Origin of the sequence: Pseudomonas sp. NC02 (assembly GCF_002874965.1) — a bacterium.
Lineage (GTDB): Bacteria > Pseudomonadota > Gammaproteobacteria > Pseudomonadales > Pseudomonadaceae > Aquipseudomonas.
In genome coordinates this window covers 3,717,779-3,735,384 of the sequence record NZ_CP025624.1, presented here as the reverse complement: position 1 = coordinate 3,735,384, position 17,606 = coordinate 3,717,779, and the positions used below count along the sequence as shown (strand labels likewise).

Genomic DNA, 17,606 nt, shown 5'->3' with positions numbered 1-17,606 from the left:
ATTCATTGGCTTGCAGCTGATTGGCCCAGGGATTGCTAAAAGAAATCCAAACTTGGATACAAGATGGAATCCTCAATGCGCAACGAACAACTCGGCTGGACCCTGGGTGAATGGCAAGCTGCCTACCGCACCCAGGCGCTGACTCCCGACATCCTGTTGACCCTGGCGAGCACGTTCCCCGCCGAGGACAATGCCTGGATCAGCCGGGTGCAACCGCAGCAATTGAGTGACCAGTTGGCGCAGTTGGCCGAGCGGCTTGCGGCGGTCGACGGCGATATCGACCAGTTGCCGTTGTATGGCGTGCCGTTTGCCATCAAGGACAACATCGATGCGGCGGGTTGGGAGACCACGGCGGCGTGTCCGGAGTTTGCCTATCGCGCTGCGGCGGATGCCACGGTGGTGACCCGGCTGCGGGCGGCCGGGGCGATCCTGATGGGCAAGACCAACCTCGATCAGTTCGCCACCGGCCTGGTGGGTACACGCTCGCCCTACGGCGCGGTGGGCAACAGTTTTAACCCGGGCTATGTCAGCGGCGGTTCCAGCTCGGGTTCGGCCTCGGTGGTTGCCCGCGGGCTGGTGGCGTTTTCCCTGGGCACCGACACCGCCGGTTCCGGGCGGGTGCCGGCGGGCTTCAACAATATCGTCGGGTTGAAGCCGACCAAGGGGCGCTTGTCCAACACCGGACTGGTGCCGGCCTGTCGTACCGTGGACTGTATTTCGGTGTTTGCGCTGACGGTTGAAGATGCCGAGACGGTTGCGGGCCTCGCTGCTGCTTACGACGCCAGCGACGCCTATTCACGCGTCAATCCCAACACTGCTCCTGTAGCGGTCGGCGCCACGATCAAGCTGGCGGTTCCGGCCAGCCTGGAGTTTTTTGGCGACGCGCAGAACCAGGCCGTATTTGAACAGGCGCTGCTCAGGTTCCAGTCCCTCGGGGCCGAAATCACGGCGGTGGATTTCAGCCCGTTTCAGCAACTCGCCGAGCAGCTCTATTACGGCTCCTGGGTTGCGGAGCGCACGGTGGCACTGGAAGGCATGCTCGCCAGCAACGCCGAAGCGATCAACCCGGTGGTGCGTGGCATTGTGGAAAACGGTCACACGTACAGCGCCTGCGATGCCTATAAAGCCGAATACCTGCGCGCCGAACTGAGCCGCCGCATCAACGACACCCTGGCCGGTTTCGACGCCTTGCTGGTGCCGACATCGCCGACGATCCGCACCCTGGCGGAAATGGCCGTGGAGCCGGTGCTCTACAACTCGCAGTTTGGCTTCTACACCAACTTCACCAACCTGGCCGACCTCTCGGCACTGGCCGTGCCCGCCGGGCTGCGCAGCGACGGCCTGCCGTGCGGCGTCACCCTTATCGCACCGGCCTGGCACGACGCCGCCCTGGCGCATCTGGGCAAGCGTTGGCAGGCCGGCCTTGATCTTCCGCTCGGCGCTACCCAACGCAATCTGCCGCAACCGGCACCGGCGCGACAGGCGCCCGGCAGCGTGCGGGTGGCGGTGGTTGGGGCGCATCTCACCGGGATGCCGCTGAACTTCCAGCTGACCAGCCGCAACGCCGTGCTGGTGGAGCAAACCCTGACGGCGAGCAACTACCGCCTGCATGCACTGCCGGGCACGGTTCCGCCCAAGCCGGGGCTGGCCAGGGATGACTCGGGCCGCTCGATCATCGTCGAGCTGTGGGACATGCCTGTCGCCCGCTTTGGTGAGTTCGTCGCCGAGATCCCTGCGCCGCTGGGCATCGGCAACCTCACCCTGGCGGACGGGCGCAGCGTGAAGGGTTTTATCTGCGAGCCCTGGGCCCTGGCAGGCGCCACCGACATCACCGAATTCGGCGGCTGGCGCGCGTACATGGCGAGCAGGAACTAGGCATGCAGCTCTCAACCACGAGAAAACCCGGCGAACGGCCGGACAGCCTGGCGGAACGGGTCTACCAGCAGGTGAAGGACGACATCTTCGGCTTTCGCCTGCTGCCGGGTGATCGCTTCAGCGAAGGCGACGTGGCCGAGCGCATGCAGGCCAGCCGCACGCCGGTGCGCCAGGCGCTGTATCGGCTGGAGCGGGAAGGGTACCTGGAGGTGTTTTTCAGGAGTGGCTGGCAGGTGCGGCCGTTCGACTTCAACTATTTCGAAGAGCTTTACGACGTAAGAATCGTGCTGGAGTTGGCCGCCGTCAGCCGCTTGTGTGGCATGGCGGAGCAGGGGCTTGAACGGCTTGAAGCGATCTGGCGGGTGGACGAAAGTGCGCGGCTGGATGACGCACAGGTCGTCTGCGCGCTGGATGAGGAGTTCCACTGCGGGTTGGTGCAGGCCACGGGCAACGCTGAAATGGCGCGCATGCATTACGAGATAACCGAGAAAATCCGCATCATTCGGCGGCTGGATTTCACTCAGCAATCACGTATTGCAGCGACCTATGAGGAACACGCAAGCATCCTCGATGCGATCTCGGCACGGCACCGCGATCTGGCGCAGCAACTGCTCAAGACTCACATCGAGGTGAGCAAGCAGGAGGTGCGCAAGATCACGTTGCATCGGTTGGCGGTGGCGAGAGGATAAGCAGCCCGTGCCCTGTGGCGAGGGAGCTTGCTCCCGTTGGGGTGCGAAGCGCCCCCAAAACCGGTCACCCCATTTTACCTGGCGAAAACGCGGTGCCTGAATTGGGGCTGCTGCGCAGCCCAGCGGGAGCAAGCTCCCTCGCCACGGGTTATTGCCGCACGCCTAATACTTGCTGCAACCGATTTGTCACCGTCTCACTCGCCCCCAACATCGGCGCCCGCAACTCACTGCCGATCAAACCGTCCATCGCCAGCGCGGCCTTCACCGGTGCCGGATTGGGCTCCACGAACATTGTGTGAATCAACGGCAGCAGCCCGAAAAACGTCTCGCGAGCCGCCAGCAACCGGTTGTCGCGAACCTGTCGATGCAGCGCCACAAAATCCGCGGTACGCACATGCGCCGACGCGGCAATCGCGCCGGTCGCTCCCAGGCACAGCGCGTTGAATATCTGCACATCCTCGCCACACAACACATCCACATTCCCGCTGGCCAGCAGCGCCAGGGTATTGGCCAGGTTGCCGCCACAATCCTTGATCGCGACGATCCGTTCATGGGCGACGATGTTCAGCAACGTCGCCTGTTCGAAGGCGATACCGGTGCGGTAGGGAATGTCATACAGAATGATCGGCACACTGGACGCATCGGCCACGGTGCGGAAGAACGCCTCAAGGCCCGCCTGGGACGGGCGGATGTAGCTCGGCGGCGGTACCAGCAAACCGGCCACCGCGCGTTGCAGGATTTCACTCTGGAACTGCAGCAGCTCAATCTGGTTATACCCCGCCAGGCCCATTACCACCTGCTGCGGCGGTACCAGTTCCAGTACGGCATCCAGCATCGCCAACTGCTCACGGCGGCTCAGTGCTGCGGCTTCGCCGGTGGTGGTACAGACCATGATCCCGGCCGCGCCTTGTTCCAGCAGATGGCAGACCAGGCGGCGCAAGCCGATGAAGTCGATAACGCCGTTATGAAACGGTGTAACGACGGGAACCCAGATACCTTGAAACGATGACATGCGCTTTCTCCTGATGGTTGACCGATTTCGTCACCGTCAGAAGGGCAGAGGGAAGTAAGCAAGAGGAGGGGGCCTTCGCGCTCAATGTCCTGTCAGCTCATCTGACGGGACAGCGCGCCCCGGTCACATGAGCGACTGTTTCTTCGATTTGAGGGCGTGCGCAACGCAACCTTGCGCCTTGGCAATCAAGCCAATGACGGAAAAGTTGAAGGTCGTTGCAGACATTGAGGACACACCCTGAAGAAGGCGCTTATCTTTATGGATTATTACAGGGTGTGTCAACTCACGGCGATCAGTCGCGGTTCAACCAGTGGCGCACGAAACGCACCTGCTCTGCCGACAGTTCTGCGTCTTCCGGCGCGCCGATGAAACCGCCGTGGGGCATTGCTTCAAAGATGTGCAGTTCCACCGGTACCTCGGCCCGGCGCAGCGCCCGGTGCAGGCGTACGGCGTTGGACAGGAACAGGTCGCGGGTGCCGCTTTGCACGAACGTCGGCGGGAAGCCTGGTGCGAAATCCCCGAACAGCGGCGACAGGTACGGGTGAGACAAATCCGCGCCAGCGGCGTACAGCAGGTTGGTGCTCATCAGCGGGTTGGGCAACACCACGTCGACGGTGCGGTTGACCTGGAAGCTGTCGCCCGATTCGGTCAGGTCCACTTCAGGTGACAGCAATACCAGCGCGGCCGGCAGCGGCAAGCCTTCGTCGCGGGCGCGCAGCACCATGGCAGCGGCGAGGTTGCCTCCGGCCGAGCGTCCGCCGATCACGATCTTGTCCGGGGTGTGGTGCTTCAGCACATGCCGGTAGGTGGCCAGACAGTCATCGAGTGCCGCCGGGTACGGATGGTCAGGCGGCATGCGGTAGTCCACGCCGTAGCAGGTCAGGTTGTGCAGGTCGGCGTGCTTGCCGGCGGCGAGGCGGGCGTTTTCGCCGCCGCCGAACACCAGGGCGCCGCCGTGCAGGTCGATATAGGCGAACTCGGCCCCGTATGCCGGCGTCGCCCGGTACACGGTGGCGTCTTCCACGGTGAATGTCTCAACGTGGTCTGCCGTCTGTCCCGCCTGGGACGCCGCGTACTGTTGGGCAACTGCGGCCTGCATGCGGCGCCAGCCAGCGTGGTCATCGGGTGCGGGCAGGGTGTACAGGCTGTTCAGCGGCACGCCATCGGCGTTCACCATGCGTTGCAGCATCGCCTGGGCCTCGGGGCTGATGGACCGCGGAGCCGGGATGATTCGCGGGTCGATCCTTACACCATTACTCATTCTCTGCACCGTTTGGGTTCATGTCAGGACGCGAACGCATTCTTGTCGGTAGCGGTACTACACTGCAAGTCCGAACCTCCACGCTGGAGAACACTCATGCTCAGCAAAAACACGGTGTGCCTTTGGTACGACGGCAGTGCACTGGACGCTGCCAACTTCTACGCCAGGACCTTCCCGGACAGCGCAGTGACCGCGGTCCATCACGCCCCCGGGGATTATCCGGCGGGCAAACAGGGCGATGTGTTGACCGTGGAATTCACCGTCATGGGTATTCCTTGCCTGGGGCTGAACGGAGGCTCCGGCGTGCAGCACAACGAGGCGTTTTCGTTCCAGGTGGCCACCGACGACCAGGCGGAAACCGACCGCTTGTGGCACGCGATTGTCAGCCATGGCGGCCAGGAAAACGTCTGCGGCTGGTGCCAGGATAAATGGGGGGTGAGATGGCAGATTACCCCGCGTGTACTGAGCGCGGCGATCACCCACCCCGACCCGGCAGCGGCCAAGCGGGCGTTTGACGCGATGATGGGGATGACCAGGATTGATATTGCGGGGATTGAGGCGGCGCTCAAAGGTTGATGCACCGATTGAGTCAATCGGCGCCCACCGCCGTCCGGTCCACCAGACGAATACGGTTGCGTCCACCGCGCTTGGATTCATACAGCGCCGCGTCGCCTTGTTCGATCAAGGCCGCGAGGCTGGCGGGGGGCGTGTCGAACAGGCTGGCGCCGATGCTCAATGTCACCGCTTCGGGCGTGGCGAAGGCCTGCGAGGCAGCCTGATGAAACTGTTCGCGCAGGGCGCTGCCCAGCGCGACAATGCGCGCGTTCGAGGTGTCATTAAGCAGGATCACGAACTCGTCGCCACCCAACCGCGCCGCCAGCGAATCATCGGGCAACTGCGCGCGAATCATCTCGCTCAGGGCCACCAGCAGCCGGTCGCCCGCGGTATGGCCGTACAGGTCGTTGATCAGCTTGAAATTGTCGATGTCGATCAACAGCAGGGCACCTGGCCGGGCCTGCGACACCTCGCTCAGCAGGCTCGGCGCGCGCATTTCAAGAGCGCGGCGGTTGTACAGCGCGGTCAACGGGTCGCGGGCGGCCAACCGTGCAATCTGTTCCTCACGGCGGTAGCGCTCGGTGCCGGTCATCGACAATGCAATTAGCATGATCGCCATGGCGCCTTCCACCAGCGACACCTGAATGATCTCGCCACGAAACGCCGTCAGGTCGATCAGTGTCCCCGGCACGATCGCCACCAGCGACTTGGCCAGATAGAACAGCCCGTGGGCCAGCAGCACATAGCGCAGTTGCACCGCGCCCACGCTGAGTGATCGGCCATGGGGGCGCAACAGGAAACTGGCCCGCAGGGTCGGCAGGGCAACCAGCAGCGAGTTGGCCAGCAGCATGGCCCTGGACCACGACTGTCCTTCCGGCAACAGCAGCATCGCAAACCAGGCCACGAACATCAGGTACCAGGCGCGAGACAGGCGCACCTGGGTGAAACGCGCAACGCCCAGCAGGAACAGCCAGTGGGCGGTGATCAGCAATCCGTTGGCGAACCAGATGCCGATCAACAGCAGGCCGCTGGCCCGCAACAGCGCCAGGGTGCTGCCCACGCTGATGATGGCGAAACCGGCAGTCCAGTACAGCAGCGATGGCTCGCGGACATTGCGCCACTCGACGGCCAGGTACAGCGCGGCGGCGCCTGCCAGTGCGATGGTGAGGACCAGTATGGTGATGGGGTCGAGCGCCATGGGCGAACTGGCCTGCCTGAGTTGCGGTGAGACGGCGATTGTAAGCGTTTTCGCCGGTTTTTCGCAGTGCTCAGGCCCTGCGCGCCATCAGCAATACCGTCGCGGCGGCCGACAACAACCCCGCACAGCAGCGGTTGAAAATCCGCTTGCCCCGAGGCTGCGCGAACCAGCGGCGCATATGCAAACCCATATAGGCGTAGGCGCTGATGGCGAACCATTCCAGCGCCAGGAACATCGCTCCCAGCAGGGCAAATTGCGGCGTGATCGGATGTGCCGGGTCGACGAATTGCGGCAGGAAGGCGGTAAAAATCAGGATTGCCTTGGGATTGCCGGCGGCCACCAGGAACTCCTGTCGCGCCAAGGCCCACAAGCCCGCCTTGGGCGCCGTCGACTCAGCCTCCGCGTGCGGATTGGACCGCCACAGTTGATACGCCAGATAAAATAGATACGCCGCCCCCAGGATCTTGATCCCGTAGAACAACAACTCCGAGGTTTGCAGCACCACCGCCAGCCCGGCGGACGCGAGGGCGATCATCCCGGCAAAGGCCAGCAGTCGCCCGACGCCTGCCAGGCACGAAGTGCGGTAGCCGTAGCGGGTGGAGTTGCTCACGGACAGCAGGTTGTTCGGGCCTGGCGCCATGTTCAGGGCGAAGCAGGCCGGGAGGAAGAGGGTGAGGGTGGCGAGGTCCATGGGGGGCTCCGGCGGGCGCTGGCAGGTAAGGCCACGAGGATAAGGGATGTGAGGCGGTTGAACAATTTGCGCTAATGGGTAGAACCGATGGCGCTCTGGCCGTGTCTGTGAGTCGTGGGTAAATAGATCGGTCACCATGACGCTCATTCGTTAATATGCCCGGCATGCCAATCGGGTAAAGGAAGTTGGCGTGAAGCACGAAGCGCTTTTCCCGGGAATTAAAAATAGAGTAGGCAGGGAATGGAATATCCTTCATTTGAAAACAAATCAAAGAAAAGAACCTTGTTGTTGGTGGTGTGTCTGTTATTTGGAGCATGGATTGCTTATACGCTCTGGGCCGGTCGCATTGTAATGCGAACGGTTTTAATGCCATCGATTCCCGAGTGGACGACCTATATAGTCATTGGTTGTCTGGTTGGACTCTTTTTTGCTGCAAGGGCCACCTACTATCGTCCGGCTGTAAGAAACCCGAACCGTGTTGGAGAATCTTTTTTTGGTGGTTTTTGCGTGGGTCTGATTTTGTCCTTGCACAGTTATGACGTCGTTACGTACCTGTTGCCCGGCGACATTGTTCAGTATGCGTCACCTTACGAGCTGGTGACTCCGGGGCCCTACGTTGGAAAGTTCAGTCGATGTGAGGCGGGTCTGCGGATTAAGGATTTAAAGACTGAGCGCTGGGTTGCGCTTTGTACCACTCAGTCGGAATTCAACGATCAAAGAAAGACAGGCATGAATGCAGTGTGGGTGACTGCTCATTCAAACGAGATAGGTTCTTATATCGAGGCGTATGAATTTATTTATAAATAAATCATGTCGTCGTTGTACCAGCCTTCGTTCATAAGCCAATGACTCATTGTTGGCCGGGAGGGGAATGTTTCGGTTTGCCATCAGCCACTTGTGTCTTGCCACAAACTTGCTGCGTTGCATTCGGCAGTATTGCGCCCCCTTGAAAGCCTCAGATGAACAGATCCGCCCCTTGCCTTCAAAGCGCCGCATAGACAAGGGATGAAAGTCGGCGGGGGCGTGGATCAATCATCGAATGGCTGCCCGAAGTCGTGGTGACAAAACCGAAGCTCACTTGTTTTTCGGGATCAGCGAAACTGATCGGGCCACCAAGCCCGATATGGCCAAAGGTGTTCGGGCCCATTGCATGGGAAGCCGTCGGGTCGCGTTGCTGCTCCAGCATGCAACCCAATCCATAACGCATGGGGCGCATCCATACTCGATCCATGCCATGACTGTGCTCACGGCTGAATTCAGTAAGCAGCTCGGGACCGATAAAGTTTCCTGCCATCAATGCACTGTAGAAACCGGCCAGGCCGTGAGCCGAACCGTGTCCACACACGGCGGGTTGCCGGTAGGCCCACCAGCGAGGGTCACTGGTTCGTCTGGGCACCATTCCGGGGTTGGTGAAGGCGAGCGTCGCGATATGCGACGGCTCGTTTTTCACCACGGTTCGCAACGCCTGCGAGTAAGGGTCACCGACTCGTCCCGTGGCACTGTCGAAACGCGCGATACGATGAAAGTGTTCTTCGTTCACGCCAAGGTGCACGTCCAACTCATGGGGATCGAGAATCTCTTCGTGGATAAACACACAGGGATCTCGTCCGTCCACCCGGCGAATCAACTCGCCGAGGATCCAGCCAAACGTGGTGGTGCCGTAGCCCAGGTCTGTTCCCGGTTCCCACCACAGCGGCTCGGCCTCCAGCAGTCGCAGCATGTGCTCCCAGTCATACATCATGGGGTTATGGTCGGGCCCCCGCAGCGCCGGCAGGCCTGCGGTATGGTTCATCACCTGGCGCAGGGTGACCTTTGCTTTCCCGCTCCGGGCGAACTCGGGCCAGTAACGGGCCACGGGTGCATCCAGCTCCAGCTTGCCCGCCTCAACCAACATCAGGACGGCCACCGCGACATAGGGTTTTATTACGCAGAAGGTATTGGCCAGCGTATCGCGGGTCCAGGGTTTCGTGCCCGCCTGGTCTGCCATGCCGGCCCACAGGTCGACAACGATCTCTGCGCCTACCTGCACGCACAGGCCGGCCCCACGTTCCTGCGGATCATCGAACATGTCCTCGAAGGCCTGCTTGACCGCTTCAAACTGCTTCGCACATATCCCTTGCGCTTTCATACCTCAACGTCCTCGTATTTGAAGTGCGGCCCTTGATACTTGCCGAACACGGATAATGGTTGTGGAGGAATTCACCCACGAGACCGAGTTTGGGAGTGCTCCATGGAAAAGCGATTGGCTCGTTTGTAGGTGCCGAAGTCATTGAACCTGACACCGGCCTGGGCCATGACTTTATGAGCATAAGGTGCCGTCATCTGACGCAGATAAAACGGGTCTCTCACCACGAAGTGATGGATGCTGTGAGTGCTGCCAAAGTTAAAACAGAACAACTGGAACGGCCACAGCCACCAAGGGTTCATCACCTGGGTTTGTTGTAATGCGTTACGCGGGGCAACATCGCCGTAATAGTGCATATTTGAACTTATAAAGAACAGGCAGAACTGCCGTATCATATTGGGCGCTATAAGAATAACCACTGCGCTATTGACGATATCCATTAATTCCAGCGTCGTAGCTGAACTGTGAACCTCCATCCCGGTAACTGACCCAAGCCAGACATACAGGTGGTAGCCGAGGAACACATACCAGCACCCCCAATACAGAAGCCCGAATGGTGTATTGAGCCGAATGATCTTGCCTAACAATTTTACCTTTTGCCGCCATCCAGGGGCAAACACCGCATTTAGAAAACCAAATACAAATCCGTCCACCAGTTTCAGTAATCGCAGTATTCCCCAAGGACTGCCGCTCGTGGTGATCCAGGCTTCAACATCAGAATCAGTTCCGGACTCCTTATGGTGATGAAAGTGCAGACTGCGTCTTAGCCACGGGCTGGGCATACCCGGGCGTGCCAGCCAGCAGAAGAGCATCATGGCATTATGGGCCAGCGGCTGTTTTCTAAAATAAAGGCGATGAATCAGGTCATGTTCGATTTCATGAATGAACGAAGTCAGCAGCGCATTGACCAGAATACACATCCATGCGGGGATAAAACCCTTTAGATAGAGCCCTCCCGTAATGACCATCCCTATCAGGGAAAACGCCATGACACTCGCGCCCAGAGCATCCTGGTGCTGCAGGATCGGATAACGCTTTCGCAGGTAGTTCCCATGATCGGTAATACTGCGGGTTACCTTATCAATCTTTTCCTGATCGGTAGTTGGGCGATCAATTTCGATGGCGCCTTCCAAGACTTTCATCCATTCATCCTCTGATTGCATCGAGAAATTAACAGCCGCGTCAAGCCGGTCATGTCAATTATTTGAGCTGTAAAACAGTAGATACTCATATGGGTTGCTTGAATTGCACGGGGCATTCAAGGAATACGAAATCGACTTTTTTGCGAAAAGCTTGTTAGAATTCCATGCTTCAAAATGATAAGGGAAGTTCAACTCTTTGCAACTGTGTATTTTGGGTGGGTTCAGTGTTACAAGTGCGGTGTAAGGAATTGATGATTTAGTTACAGTTTGTACAAGTATAAAATGACGCTGTACAAGTATTGCCAAGGAGGCACCATGAGATTGCATCGCATCAAATATGTCCGGCGCGCTCTAAAAGAGCCCGAGGGTGGCGCAGAGAAAATAACAAGCGACGATGTATTTGATGCCGTGTTTTGCGATGAGCCGGCAGAAAATGCCGCGAATCCTGCAGGCCTGGAAAGGCTACTCCGCTACCTGCAGTGCGGGGATACCGTGGTGGTGGACAGCATGGCAGCGCTGACTTCAAGCACGGAGCAGCTGTGCGCCATCATTCGCCGGTTGATTGAAAAGCAGGTCACGCTGGAGTGTTTGAACGAAAACCTGGTTTTCCGGCATGACTGTCTTGAAGTCGTGGAGTCGATCATTGCGGTAATGGAGCTGATTGCAGAGTTCGAGCGCGCTGCGATGAGGGAAAGACAGGCGGCGGGAATTGCCAGTGCAAAGAATCGTGGGACTTATAGAGGTCGCAAGAAAAAGCTGTCTGACAATCAGGTTGTAAACTTGATTGACCGGGCCACTGCAGGAGAAAGTAGATCCAAATTGGCGCGTGATTTTGAAATCAGTCGGCAGACGCTCTATCGGTACCTGAGGTCCAGATAGGGGCTTCTTCAGGTCGCACGAGGGAGCGGCTGCCAACAAGATCCTACAGTTGAAAAAACCTGTCAGGACGGCATGGCCCGAGGGCGGTGGAAGTCTTGCCATCAATGATTTCTTCACTGGCAAGACGACCCACTATCGCGGCCAACGCTCCTGCTCCCTCTATTCAAGGCAGCCTTCAGATGCTGCGGGCAAGCGCTCGAGAAACTCGGCGATCTGCTGGCCACCGCGCAAGTGCACCACGGGCACCGACGGGCCTGCCGCCAACCGCACCGCCTCGATACCTGGCCGGTGGCCGCGATCAAACGTCCACACGTACTTCAGGAATGTCAGGAACTCCCGGTCGAGTTTCTCGGTACAGCCGGCGGGAATATCCGGGCGCGGGCGGTTCAGCGCACTGCGCAGGATCACCCGGGTAAAGCAGGTGAGCCGTGGCGTGTCGAGCCAGATGATCAAATCGGCACGGGGCAGGCGCAGGTCGAACGTGCGCCGCGCATAGTTGCCTTCACACACCCAGCCATCGGCGGCAACGGCGTCGCGCACGCGGGTACGGAACTGCTCGGCGTCGGGCTCGACCCAGCCGGGCGACCAGAACAGGGTGTCCAGGTGCACCACGGGCAGGCCCAGGCGTTGTCCGAGGGCGCGGGCGAGGGTGGATTTTCCGCTGCCCGCATTACCGAGAATCACGATGCGTTGCATGAAGGGACGTCCTGTCGCGGGAAAGCCCACAATTGTGCAGGTTTTACATGACCGACAAAAGCCATATGAGGTAGGTTGGGCGCCCCGGAATGAACCCTCTCGACCAAGGAAGCGCCTGTCAATGCCAAATGCCTTTTGCCAAATCAGCGAACGCCTGGACAACCGCCGGTTTATCGTCGCGGGCAACACCCATGGTGTGTCCGGTACAGGCACCGTGTTTCATTACCACGTCGATGAAAACGCCATATGGGGCACCTACCAGGGCGGCCGGATTCGCATGGGCAATCAAGTCGGGCGCGCCACAGGCCCCGATACCATCGAGTTGCTGTACCAGTGCCTGACCACCGAGGGCGAGATTCTTGCCGGCTGGTCCCGGGGCACGCTAGGCGTGGATGACGCCGGGCGTACCACCCTGGCCTTCGTCTGGGGCTGGTTGTCGGGCGCGACGGGAGGCGGGGAGTCGAGCTACGTCGAACTCGTTGCCGAGTAATCATGCAATTTCGCGCCTACTGGAACCGCTCAACCAGGTAGTCGACAAAACACCGGACCCGCGCCGGCGTGTGGGTACCGCCGAGGAACACGGCATGGATCTCTTCGCCATCGCCGGGATTGAATGCCTCCAGCAGCGGCACCAGCCGACCCGCCTGAATGGCGTCCGCCACGGTCTCGGCGCAGACCCGCGCGATGCCGATGCCCTCGGCCGCCAATTGGCCCTGGGTGTCACCGTTATTGGTTTCGACATGGCCCTTGATCGTCAGTGAATAGTCGTGGCCATCCTTGCGAAACGGCCAGGTGGGCGCCGCACGCTTGAAGTTGAAACCGATGCAGTCGTGATCCAGCAGGTCTTCCGGCACCTGCGGCGTGCCGCGTCGTGCCAGATAGCTCGGCGCAGCAATGATGACCTTGTGGGTGGCGCCCAGCCGGCGGGACGTCAGGCTGCTGTCGGGCAGCGGGCCCAATCGCACTGCGACGTCGGCTTGCCCGGCGGCGATGTCGACCACGGTGTCGGTCAGGTTGATGTCCACCAGGATGTCCGGGTAACGCTGAATGAACTCGCCCAACAACGGGATCACGAAGGTCCTGCCATACAGCAGCGAACTGCTGACACGCAGGCGCCCGCGGGGTGAACTCTGGTCGGTAATCTGCTGTTCGGTTTCCCGCAGGTCCGTGAGGATCCGCCGGGCGCACGACAGATAGGCGGCGCCCTCCGGGGTCACGGTCAGTGAGCGCGTGGTTCGCAACAACAGGCGTACGCCCAGCCGGGCCTCCATGCGGTCCAGCACCCGCGCGATGGAGGAGGGCGCAAGGTTCAAGCGACGCGCGGCCGCCGAGAAACTCGCGGTCTCGGCCACGAGGGTAAAGATTTCCAGTTCGTCCGTTATGTCCACGGGAAACTCACTTGTGCGTTTTTCGCAAAGGCCTTGAGCGACGTAATGGGGTTCACATCGGTTTTTGTCGGGGTCAGTATTGCGTAAAGCAATGTAATACGGAAACTCACCAGGAGAATCCCATGATCTTGCCCTACACCATCAATATCCCCGACGAACGTCTTGTGGCCTTCCGCGACAAAGTCGCCGCCTACGATTGGACCCAGCTTCCCGATTTGGGAGGGTGGAAGTCGGGCGTAGGCGTGCGCGACCTTCAGCGCCTGGTCGCTTACTGGCTGGAATCCTATGATTGGCGCCGGGTCGAAAAACACCTCAACCAACTGCCCAACTTCATCACCGAGATTGAGGGCGAGCACCTGCATTTTCTCCATGTGCGGGGCGACGGTTCCAGGCCGCCGATCCTGCTGCTCCATGGCTGGCCAGGTTCGTACCTGGAGTTCGAGGCGCTGCTGGAACCGCTGGCGGCTGACGGACACGATGTGATCGTGCCGTCGCTTCCGGGGTTTGCATTCTCCAGTCCGATCACCGGAGTGATTGGCCCACGTCGGGCAGCCGAACTCATGCACGGGCTGATGGCCCGGCTGTTCGGGCCAACCCGCTTCATCGTTCAGGGCGGTGACTGGGGTTCGGGCATCGCCGGTTGGATGGCCCACGATCGGCCCGAGGCGTTACTTGGGATTCACCTGAACATGGCCGACCTGCTGGCCCAGGGCACCGTTGCGACCACGCCGGAGGAGGAGGCTTTCATCGCCCGGCGTGACGTGCTGATCGACTGGGAAACCGGCTACAACCACCAGCAGGAAACCCGCCCGCAGACCCTGGGTGTCGCGCTGGCCGACAGCCCGGTGGGGGCCGCGGGATGGATCCTCGAAAAAATCGGCACATGGGCCGATCTGCCCACTACCGCCGATGGCAGCCCGGATCTCTGGGGCACCTTTACCGAGGAGCAACTGCTGACCAACATCATGTTGTATCTCGCGCCATCTTCCATGGTCACCGCGACGTGGATGTATCACGGCAAGCGTCTTGAGGGATCGTCAAAATTCCCGGTCGGCACCCGCATCCAGGTGCCGACCGGATTTGCCGCCTTTCGTGATCCGGTGTTCGTGCCGCCGCCGCGCTCATTTGCCGAAAAGACCTTCAACATCGTGCACTGGAGCGAGATGCCCGCCGGTGGTCACTTCGCGGCCTGGGAGCAGCCGGCGTTGATGCTGGCGGACCTGCGCGCCTTTATCGCTACGGTCTCGGCTTGATCATCAAATCCAGGTTCTGCACGGCGGCACCTGCGGCGCCCTTGCCGAGGTTGTCGAATATCGCCGCCAGCAGGACCTGGCCCGTCTCGTGGTTTTCACACACGATCAGGCGCACATCGTCCGTGCCGTTCAGCGCTTGAGGGTCAAGGTAGGTCAGCTCCTTGGCGGCCTGCATCGACAGCACCTGGACGTGATTCGTATCGCGGTAGTGCTGAGTCAAACAGTCATGCAACCGCGAGCCATTCACACCCGGCGCCAATAACCGAAGTTGCAGGGGGATGGTCAATACGATCCCCTGGCGAAAAGCCCCGTAGGCCGGCACAAAGGTCGGCCTTTCCGTCAGCCCGCTTTGCTGCTGAATCTCCGGCACATGCTTGTGTGCCAGCCCCAGCCCATACACCAGGAACGCGGGCGCCTGTGAGGCGTCGGCGCCCTCATGCTCCTGCACCCCGGCGCGGCCCTTGCCGGAATAGCCCGAGACGGCATGAATGGTCGTCGGGTAGTCCCCGGGCAGCAGCCCGGCCTCAAGCAACGGGCGCAACAAACCAATCGCGCCGGTGGGATAGCAACCGGGATTGCTCACCCGCTGCGCCGTGGCAATGCGTTGCGCCTGTTGCGGGTTCATCTCGGCGAAACCGTAGGTCCAGTCGGGATGAGTGCGGTGTGCCGAACTCGCGTCGATCACCCGCACGGCCGGATTGTGGATGCTGGCGACGGCGTCCCGTGCGGCGTCGTCGGGCAGGCAGAGAATCGCGATATCGCAGGCGTTGATCATCTCGGCGCGCTGCTGCGGGTCCTTGCGGTGTTCAGGGCTGAGGGTGATCAGTTGCAGATCGGTGCGGTCGCGCAGGCGTTGATGGATCTGTAGCCCGGTGGTGCCTTGGTCGCCGTCGATGAATACAAGAGGATTTGCCATGGGATGCACTCGGATAGGAAATCAGGTGTTCCAATCTTCGGCCAGCCGCTAGGATAGGAAAAGTTGAATTTCCAAACGATGAAGTTCAGTTTTTATGAATGAGGATTGACCCATGCGCGAAATCAGCCTGGACCGCCTGCGTACGTTGGTGGCGATTGCCGACCTCGGTTCGTTCGCCGAGGCCGCCCGCATGCTTAACCTGGCGCCACCCACCGTCAGCCTGCACATCGCCGACCTGGAGGCGCGAGTGGGCGGCAAGCTGCTATCGCGTACCCGTGGGCGGGTGCAGCCTTCAGCGATTGGCGAAACCCTGGTGGAGCGCGCGCGCCGCTTGTTGGCGGATGCCGAGCAGGCGCTTGAAGACGTGGAGCGACAGGTGCAGGGGCTGGCGGGGCGGGTGCGCCTGGGAGCCTCAACCGGAGCCATCGCACAGTTGCTGCCGCAAGCCCTGGAAACCTTGAGCCAACATCATCCCGCCATTGATGTGCAGGTGGCAGTGCTCACGTCGCAGGACACATTGAAGAAGCTGGCCGAGGGCGCCCTGGAGATCGGCCTGGTGGCGCTGCCCCAGGCACCGGTGAAGGGCTTGCGGATCGAGCCCTGGCGGCGCGACCCGGTCATGGCGTTTTTGCCGGCGCGCCAGGAATGCCCCGAGGTGGTAACACCCGCCTGGCTGGCTGCCCAGCCGTTAATCCTGAATGACAACACCACCCGGCTTTCGCGCCTGACCTCGGAGTGGTTTGCCAATGACGGCTACCAGCCGACGGCGCGTATTCAGCTGAATTACAACGACGCAATCAAAAGCCTGGTGGCCGCCGGTTACGGGGCCACGTTGTTGCCCCATGAAGCGTCCACGCCCTTGCACGACACCCGGATTGCGATGCGGCCGTTGCAACCGTTGCTGTGGCGGCAACTGGGGATCGCCCATCGCGCCGGGGAGGTTGAGCGGCCTACGCAACATGTGTTGGACGTGTTGTGGGGATTGAGTGCGGGGTAGGGCGTTATGGAACGACTCATACGATCAGCCTATGAATACCTTCCCGAATCAGGAATTTACAGAAACCTGAATACCGTTGAAATTAACGGCTTTTGAGCCGCCAATCGGTTTTTCAGGGAGTCTTCACCATGCCATTCACCCACACACAACTCCCCATCGTCGTCGCCGATGTGCCGTTGAACATCGCCGCGATCCACCGCGCGGGTACCCTGGCGCCAATCGTGTTCCTGCATGGCTTTGGCTCGACCAAGGAAGATTACGCCGACATCGTCCAGCAACCTGCCTTCGACGGTCATCCATTTTTGGCTTATGACGCCCCGGGTTGCGGTGAGAGCCATTGCGATGACCTGTCGAAGATCTCCATCCCGTTCCTGCTGCAAACCGCCTTGCAGGTGCTCGAGCATTTCAACATCGAGCGCTTCCATCTGGTAGGCCACTCCATGGGCGGGCTTACCGCGCTGATGTTGGCGCACCAGTTCCCGGGCCGGGTGCTGAGCTTTGTCGATATCGAAGGCAATATCGCCCCGGAAGACTGCTTTCTCAGCCGGCAGATCGTCGACTACCCGGCGGACGATCCCGAGGCGTTTTTCAGCGCCTTTATCGAGCGCACCCGGCAGGCACCGGCCTACGCCAGCGCGCTGTATTCGGCGAGCCTGCGGCACAAGGTGCGTGCCGGGGCCGTGCGGGGGATCTTCCAGTCGATGGTCGAACTGTCGGATAACGCCGACTTGATGGGCAAGTTCCTCGGCCTGGAATGCCCGCGCATGTTCATGTACGGCGAGCAGAATGCCCATTTGTCGTACCTGGCGCATATCCAGGCGCAAGGCGTGCGGTTGGCGCCGATTGCCCGGTGCGGGCACTTCCCGATGTACTCCAACCCGATCGCGATGTGGCAGCAGATTGCGGACTTTCAACACGGCTGATACCCA

Annotated in this window: 18 protein-coding genes; 9 read left to right on the top strand and 9 right to left on the bottom strand. The window is 60.6% G+C overall.

Annotated features, from left to right (window positions below; translation table 11 throughout):
* The first annotated feature begins 75 nt into the window (after nt 1-75).
* On the top strand, nt 76-1,875 hold the full coding sequence (gene atzF, locus C0058_RS17675; RefSeq protein WP_102369209.1) for an allophanate hydrolase: 1,800 nt from the start codon (nt 76-78) through the stop codon (nt 1,873-1,875).
* Between the two features lie 2 nt (nt 1,876-1,877).
* Nucleotides 1,878-2,564 (top strand): GntR family transcriptional regulator, encoded by a 687-nt coding sequence (locus C0058_RS17670; RefSeq protein WP_008436291.1) that lies wholly within the window; start codon nt 1,878-1,880, stop codon nt 2,562-2,564.
* Nucleotides 2,565-2,712: 148 nt separating this feature from the next.
* On the opposite strand, the gene dapA is transcribed toward C0058_RS17670, so the two are convergent.
* Both dapA and C0058_RS17660 read right to left on the bottom strand, forming a co-directional pair.
* On the bottom strand, nt 2,713-3,576 hold the full coding sequence (dapA, locus tag C0058_RS17665) for a 4-hydroxy-tetrahydrodipicolinate synthase (protein WP_102369208.1): 864 nt from the start codon (nt 3,574-3,576) through the stop codon (nt 2,713-2,715).
* A 292-nt stretch (nt 3,577-3,868) separates the two neighbouring features.
* A complete protein-coding gene (locus C0058_RS17660) occupies nt 3,869-4,837 on the bottom strand; it encodes an alpha/beta hydrolase (protein WP_102369207.1) in 969 nt (322 codons plus the stop codon).
* A 96-nt stretch (nt 4,838-4,933) separates the two neighbouring features.
* Between C0058_RS17660 and C0058_RS17655 the strand changes: the two genes are divergently transcribed.
* Complete coding sequence (locus C0058_RS17655; RefSeq protein ID WP_087695027.1) at nt 4,934-5,413, top strand: VOC family protein; 480 nt, start codon at nt 4,934-4,936, stop codon at nt 5,411-5,413.
* A 13-nt stretch (nt 5,414-5,426) separates the two neighbouring features.
* Here the strand turns inward: C0058_RS17655 and C0058_RS17650 are convergent, their stop codons facing one another.
* Both C0058_RS17650 and C0058_RS17645 read right to left on the bottom strand, forming a co-directional pair.
* Nucleotides 5,427-6,590, bottom strand: a complete 1,164-nt coding sequence (locus tag C0058_RS17650) for a GGDEF domain-containing protein (protein WP_008436297.1) — start codon at nt 6,588-6,590, stop codon at nt 5,427-5,429.
* A gap of 70 nt (nt 6,591-6,660) precedes the next feature.
* Nucleotides 6,661-7,281, bottom strand: coding sequence for a LysE family translocator (locus C0058_RS17645; RefSeq protein ID WP_008436300.1), 621 nt, complete (start codon nt 7,279-7,281; stop codon nt 6,661-6,663).
* 240 nt (nt 7,282-7,521) lie between these two features.
* On the opposite strand from C0058_RS17645, the gene C0058_RS17640 reads away from it, so the two are divergent.
* Nucleotides 7,522-8,088: a hypothetical protein gene (locus C0058_RS17640; RefSeq protein ID WP_102369206.1), complete on the top strand. Its 567-nt coding sequence runs from the start codon at nt 7,522-7,524 to the stop codon at nt 8,086-8,088.
* A 175-nt stretch (nt 8,089-8,263) separates the two neighbouring features.
* On the opposite strand, the gene C0058_RS17635 is transcribed toward C0058_RS17640, so the two are convergent.
* Complete coding sequence (locus C0058_RS17635; RefSeq protein WP_008436310.1) at nt 8,264-9,409, bottom strand: EstA family serine hydrolase; 1,146 nt, start codon at nt 9,407-9,409, stop codon at nt 8,264-8,266.
* A 71-nt stretch (nt 9,410-9,480) separates the two neighbouring features.
* Nucleotides 9,481-10,548, bottom strand: a complete 1,068-nt coding sequence (locus C0058_RS17630; RefSeq protein ID WP_087695041.1) for a fatty acid desaturase — start codon at nt 10,546-10,548, stop codon at nt 9,481-9,483.
* 315 nt (nt 10,549-10,863) lie between these two features.
* Between C0058_RS17630 and C0058_RS17625 the strand changes: the two genes are divergently transcribed.
* Nucleotides 10,864-11,427, top strand: a complete 564-nt coding sequence (locus C0058_RS17625) for a recombinase family protein (protein ID WP_102369205.1) — start codon at nt 10,864-10,866, stop codon at nt 11,425-11,427.
* Nucleotides 11,428-11,586: 159 nt separating this feature from the next.
* On the opposite strand, the gene C0058_RS17620 is transcribed toward C0058_RS17625, so the two are convergent.
* Nucleotides 11,587-12,123: an ATPase AAA gene (locus tag C0058_RS17620; RefSeq protein WP_008436317.1), complete on the bottom strand. Its 537-nt coding sequence runs from the start codon at nt 12,121-12,123 to the stop codon at nt 11,587-11,589.
* Nucleotides 12,124-12,244: 121 nt separating this feature from the next.
* On the opposite strand from C0058_RS17620, the gene C0058_RS17615 reads away from it, so the two are divergent.
* Nucleotides 12,245-12,613: a hypothetical protein gene (locus C0058_RS17615; RefSeq protein WP_008436319.1), complete on the top strand. Its 369-nt coding sequence runs from the start codon at nt 12,245-12,247 to the stop codon at nt 12,611-12,613.
* Nucleotides 12,614-12,629: 16 nt separating this feature from the next.
* On the opposite strand, the gene C0058_RS17610 is transcribed toward C0058_RS17615, so the two are convergent.
* A complete protein-coding gene (locus C0058_RS17610) occupies nt 12,630-13,511 on the bottom strand; it encodes a LysR family transcriptional regulator (protein ID WP_003215146.1) in 882 nt (293 codons plus the stop codon).
* Between the two features lie 122 nt (nt 13,512-13,633).
* Between C0058_RS17610 and C0058_RS17605 the strand changes: the two genes are divergently transcribed.
* Entirely contained in the window at nt 13,634-14,764 is a 1,131-nt protein-coding gene (locus C0058_RS17605) for an epoxide hydrolase family protein (protein ID WP_102369204.1), read from the top strand.
* Here the strand turns inward: C0058_RS17605 and argC are convergent.
* Nucleotides 14,748-15,680 (bottom strand): N-acetyl-gamma-glutamyl-phosphate reductase, encoded by a 933-nt coding sequence (gene argC, locus C0058_RS17600; RefSeq protein WP_102369203.1) that lies wholly within the window; start codon nt 15,678-15,680, stop codon nt 14,748-14,750. The genes C0058_RS17605 and argC overlap by 17 nt on opposite strands.
* A 112-nt stretch (nt 15,681-15,792) precedes the next feature.
* On the opposite strand from argC, the gene C0058_RS17595 reads away from it, so the two are divergent.
* Together C0058_RS17595 and C0058_RS17590 are read left to right on the top strand one after the other, a co-directional pair.
* Complete coding sequence (locus tag C0058_RS17595; RefSeq protein WP_102369202.1) at nt 15,793-16,677, top strand: LysR family transcriptional regulator; 885 nt, start codon at nt 15,793-15,795, stop codon at nt 16,675-16,677.
* 128 nt (nt 16,678-16,805) lie between these two features.
* Nucleotides 16,806-17,600, top strand: a complete 795-nt coding sequence (locus tag C0058_RS17590) for an alpha/beta fold hydrolase (RefSeq protein WP_102369201.1) — start codon at nt 16,806-16,808, stop codon at nt 17,598-17,600.
* Nucleotides 17,601-17,606: the final 6 nt, after the last annotated feature.

Coding starts and splice junctions, on each gene's coding strand:
- atzF (WP_102369209.1), top strand. CDS start 76: ATGCGCAACGAACAACTCGGCTGGACCCTGGGTGAATGGCAAGCTGCC.
- C0058_RS17670 (WP_008436291.1), top strand. CDS start 1,878: ATGCAGCTCTCAACCACGAGAAAACCCGGCGAACGGCCGGACAGCCTG.
- dapA (WP_102369208.1), bottom strand. CDS start 3,576: ATGTCATCGTTTCAAGGTATCTGGGTTCCCGTCGTTACACCGTTTCAT.
- C0058_RS17660 (WP_102369207.1), bottom strand. CDS start 4,837: ATGAGTAATGGTGTAAGGATCGACCCGCGAATCATCCCGGCTCCGCGG.
- C0058_RS17655 (WP_087695027.1), top strand. CDS start 4,934: ATGCTCAGCAAAAACACGGTGTGCCTTTGGTACGACGGCAGTGCACTG.
- C0058_RS17650 (WP_008436297.1), bottom strand. CDS start 6,590: ATGGCGCTCGACCCCATCACCATACTGGTCCTCACCATCGCACTGGCA.
- C0058_RS17645 (WP_008436300.1), bottom strand. CDS start 7,281: ATGGACCTCGCCACCCTCACCCTCTTCCTCCCGGCCTGCTTCGCCCTG.
- C0058_RS17640 (WP_102369206.1), top strand. CDS start 7,522: ATGGAATATCCTTCATTTGAAAACAAATCAAAGAAAAGAACCTTGTTG.
- C0058_RS17635 (WP_008436310.1), bottom strand. CDS start 9,409: ATGAAAGCGCAAGGGATATGTGCGAAGCAGTTTGAAGCGGTCAAGCAG.
- C0058_RS17630 (WP_087695041.1), bottom strand. CDS start 10,548: ATGAAAGTCTTGGAAGGCGCCATCGAAATTGATCGCCCAACTACCGAT.
- C0058_RS17625 (WP_102369205.1), top strand. CDS start 10,864: ATGAGATTGCATCGCATCAAATATGTCCGGCGCGCTCTAAAAGAGCCC.
- C0058_RS17620 (WP_008436317.1), bottom strand. CDS start 12,123: ATGCAACGCATCGTGATTCTCGGTAATGCGGGCAGCGGAAAATCCACC.
- C0058_RS17615 (WP_008436319.1), top strand. CDS start 12,245: ATGCCAAATGCCTTTTGCCAAATCAGCGAACGCCTGGACAACCGCCGG.
- C0058_RS17605 (WP_102369204.1), top strand. CDS start 13,634: ATGATCTTGCCCTACACCATCAATATCCCCGACGAACGTCTTGTGGCC.
- argC (WP_102369203.1), bottom strand. CDS start 15,680: ATGGCAAATCCTCTTGTATTCATCGACGGCGACCAAGGCACCACCGGG.
- C0058_RS17595 (WP_102369202.1), top strand. CDS start 15,793: ATGCGCGAAATCAGCCTGGACCGCCTGCGTACGTTGGTGGCGATTGCC.
- C0058_RS17590 (WP_102369201.1), top strand. CDS start 16,806: ATGCCATTCACCCACACACAACTCCCCATCGTCGTCGCCGATGTGCCG.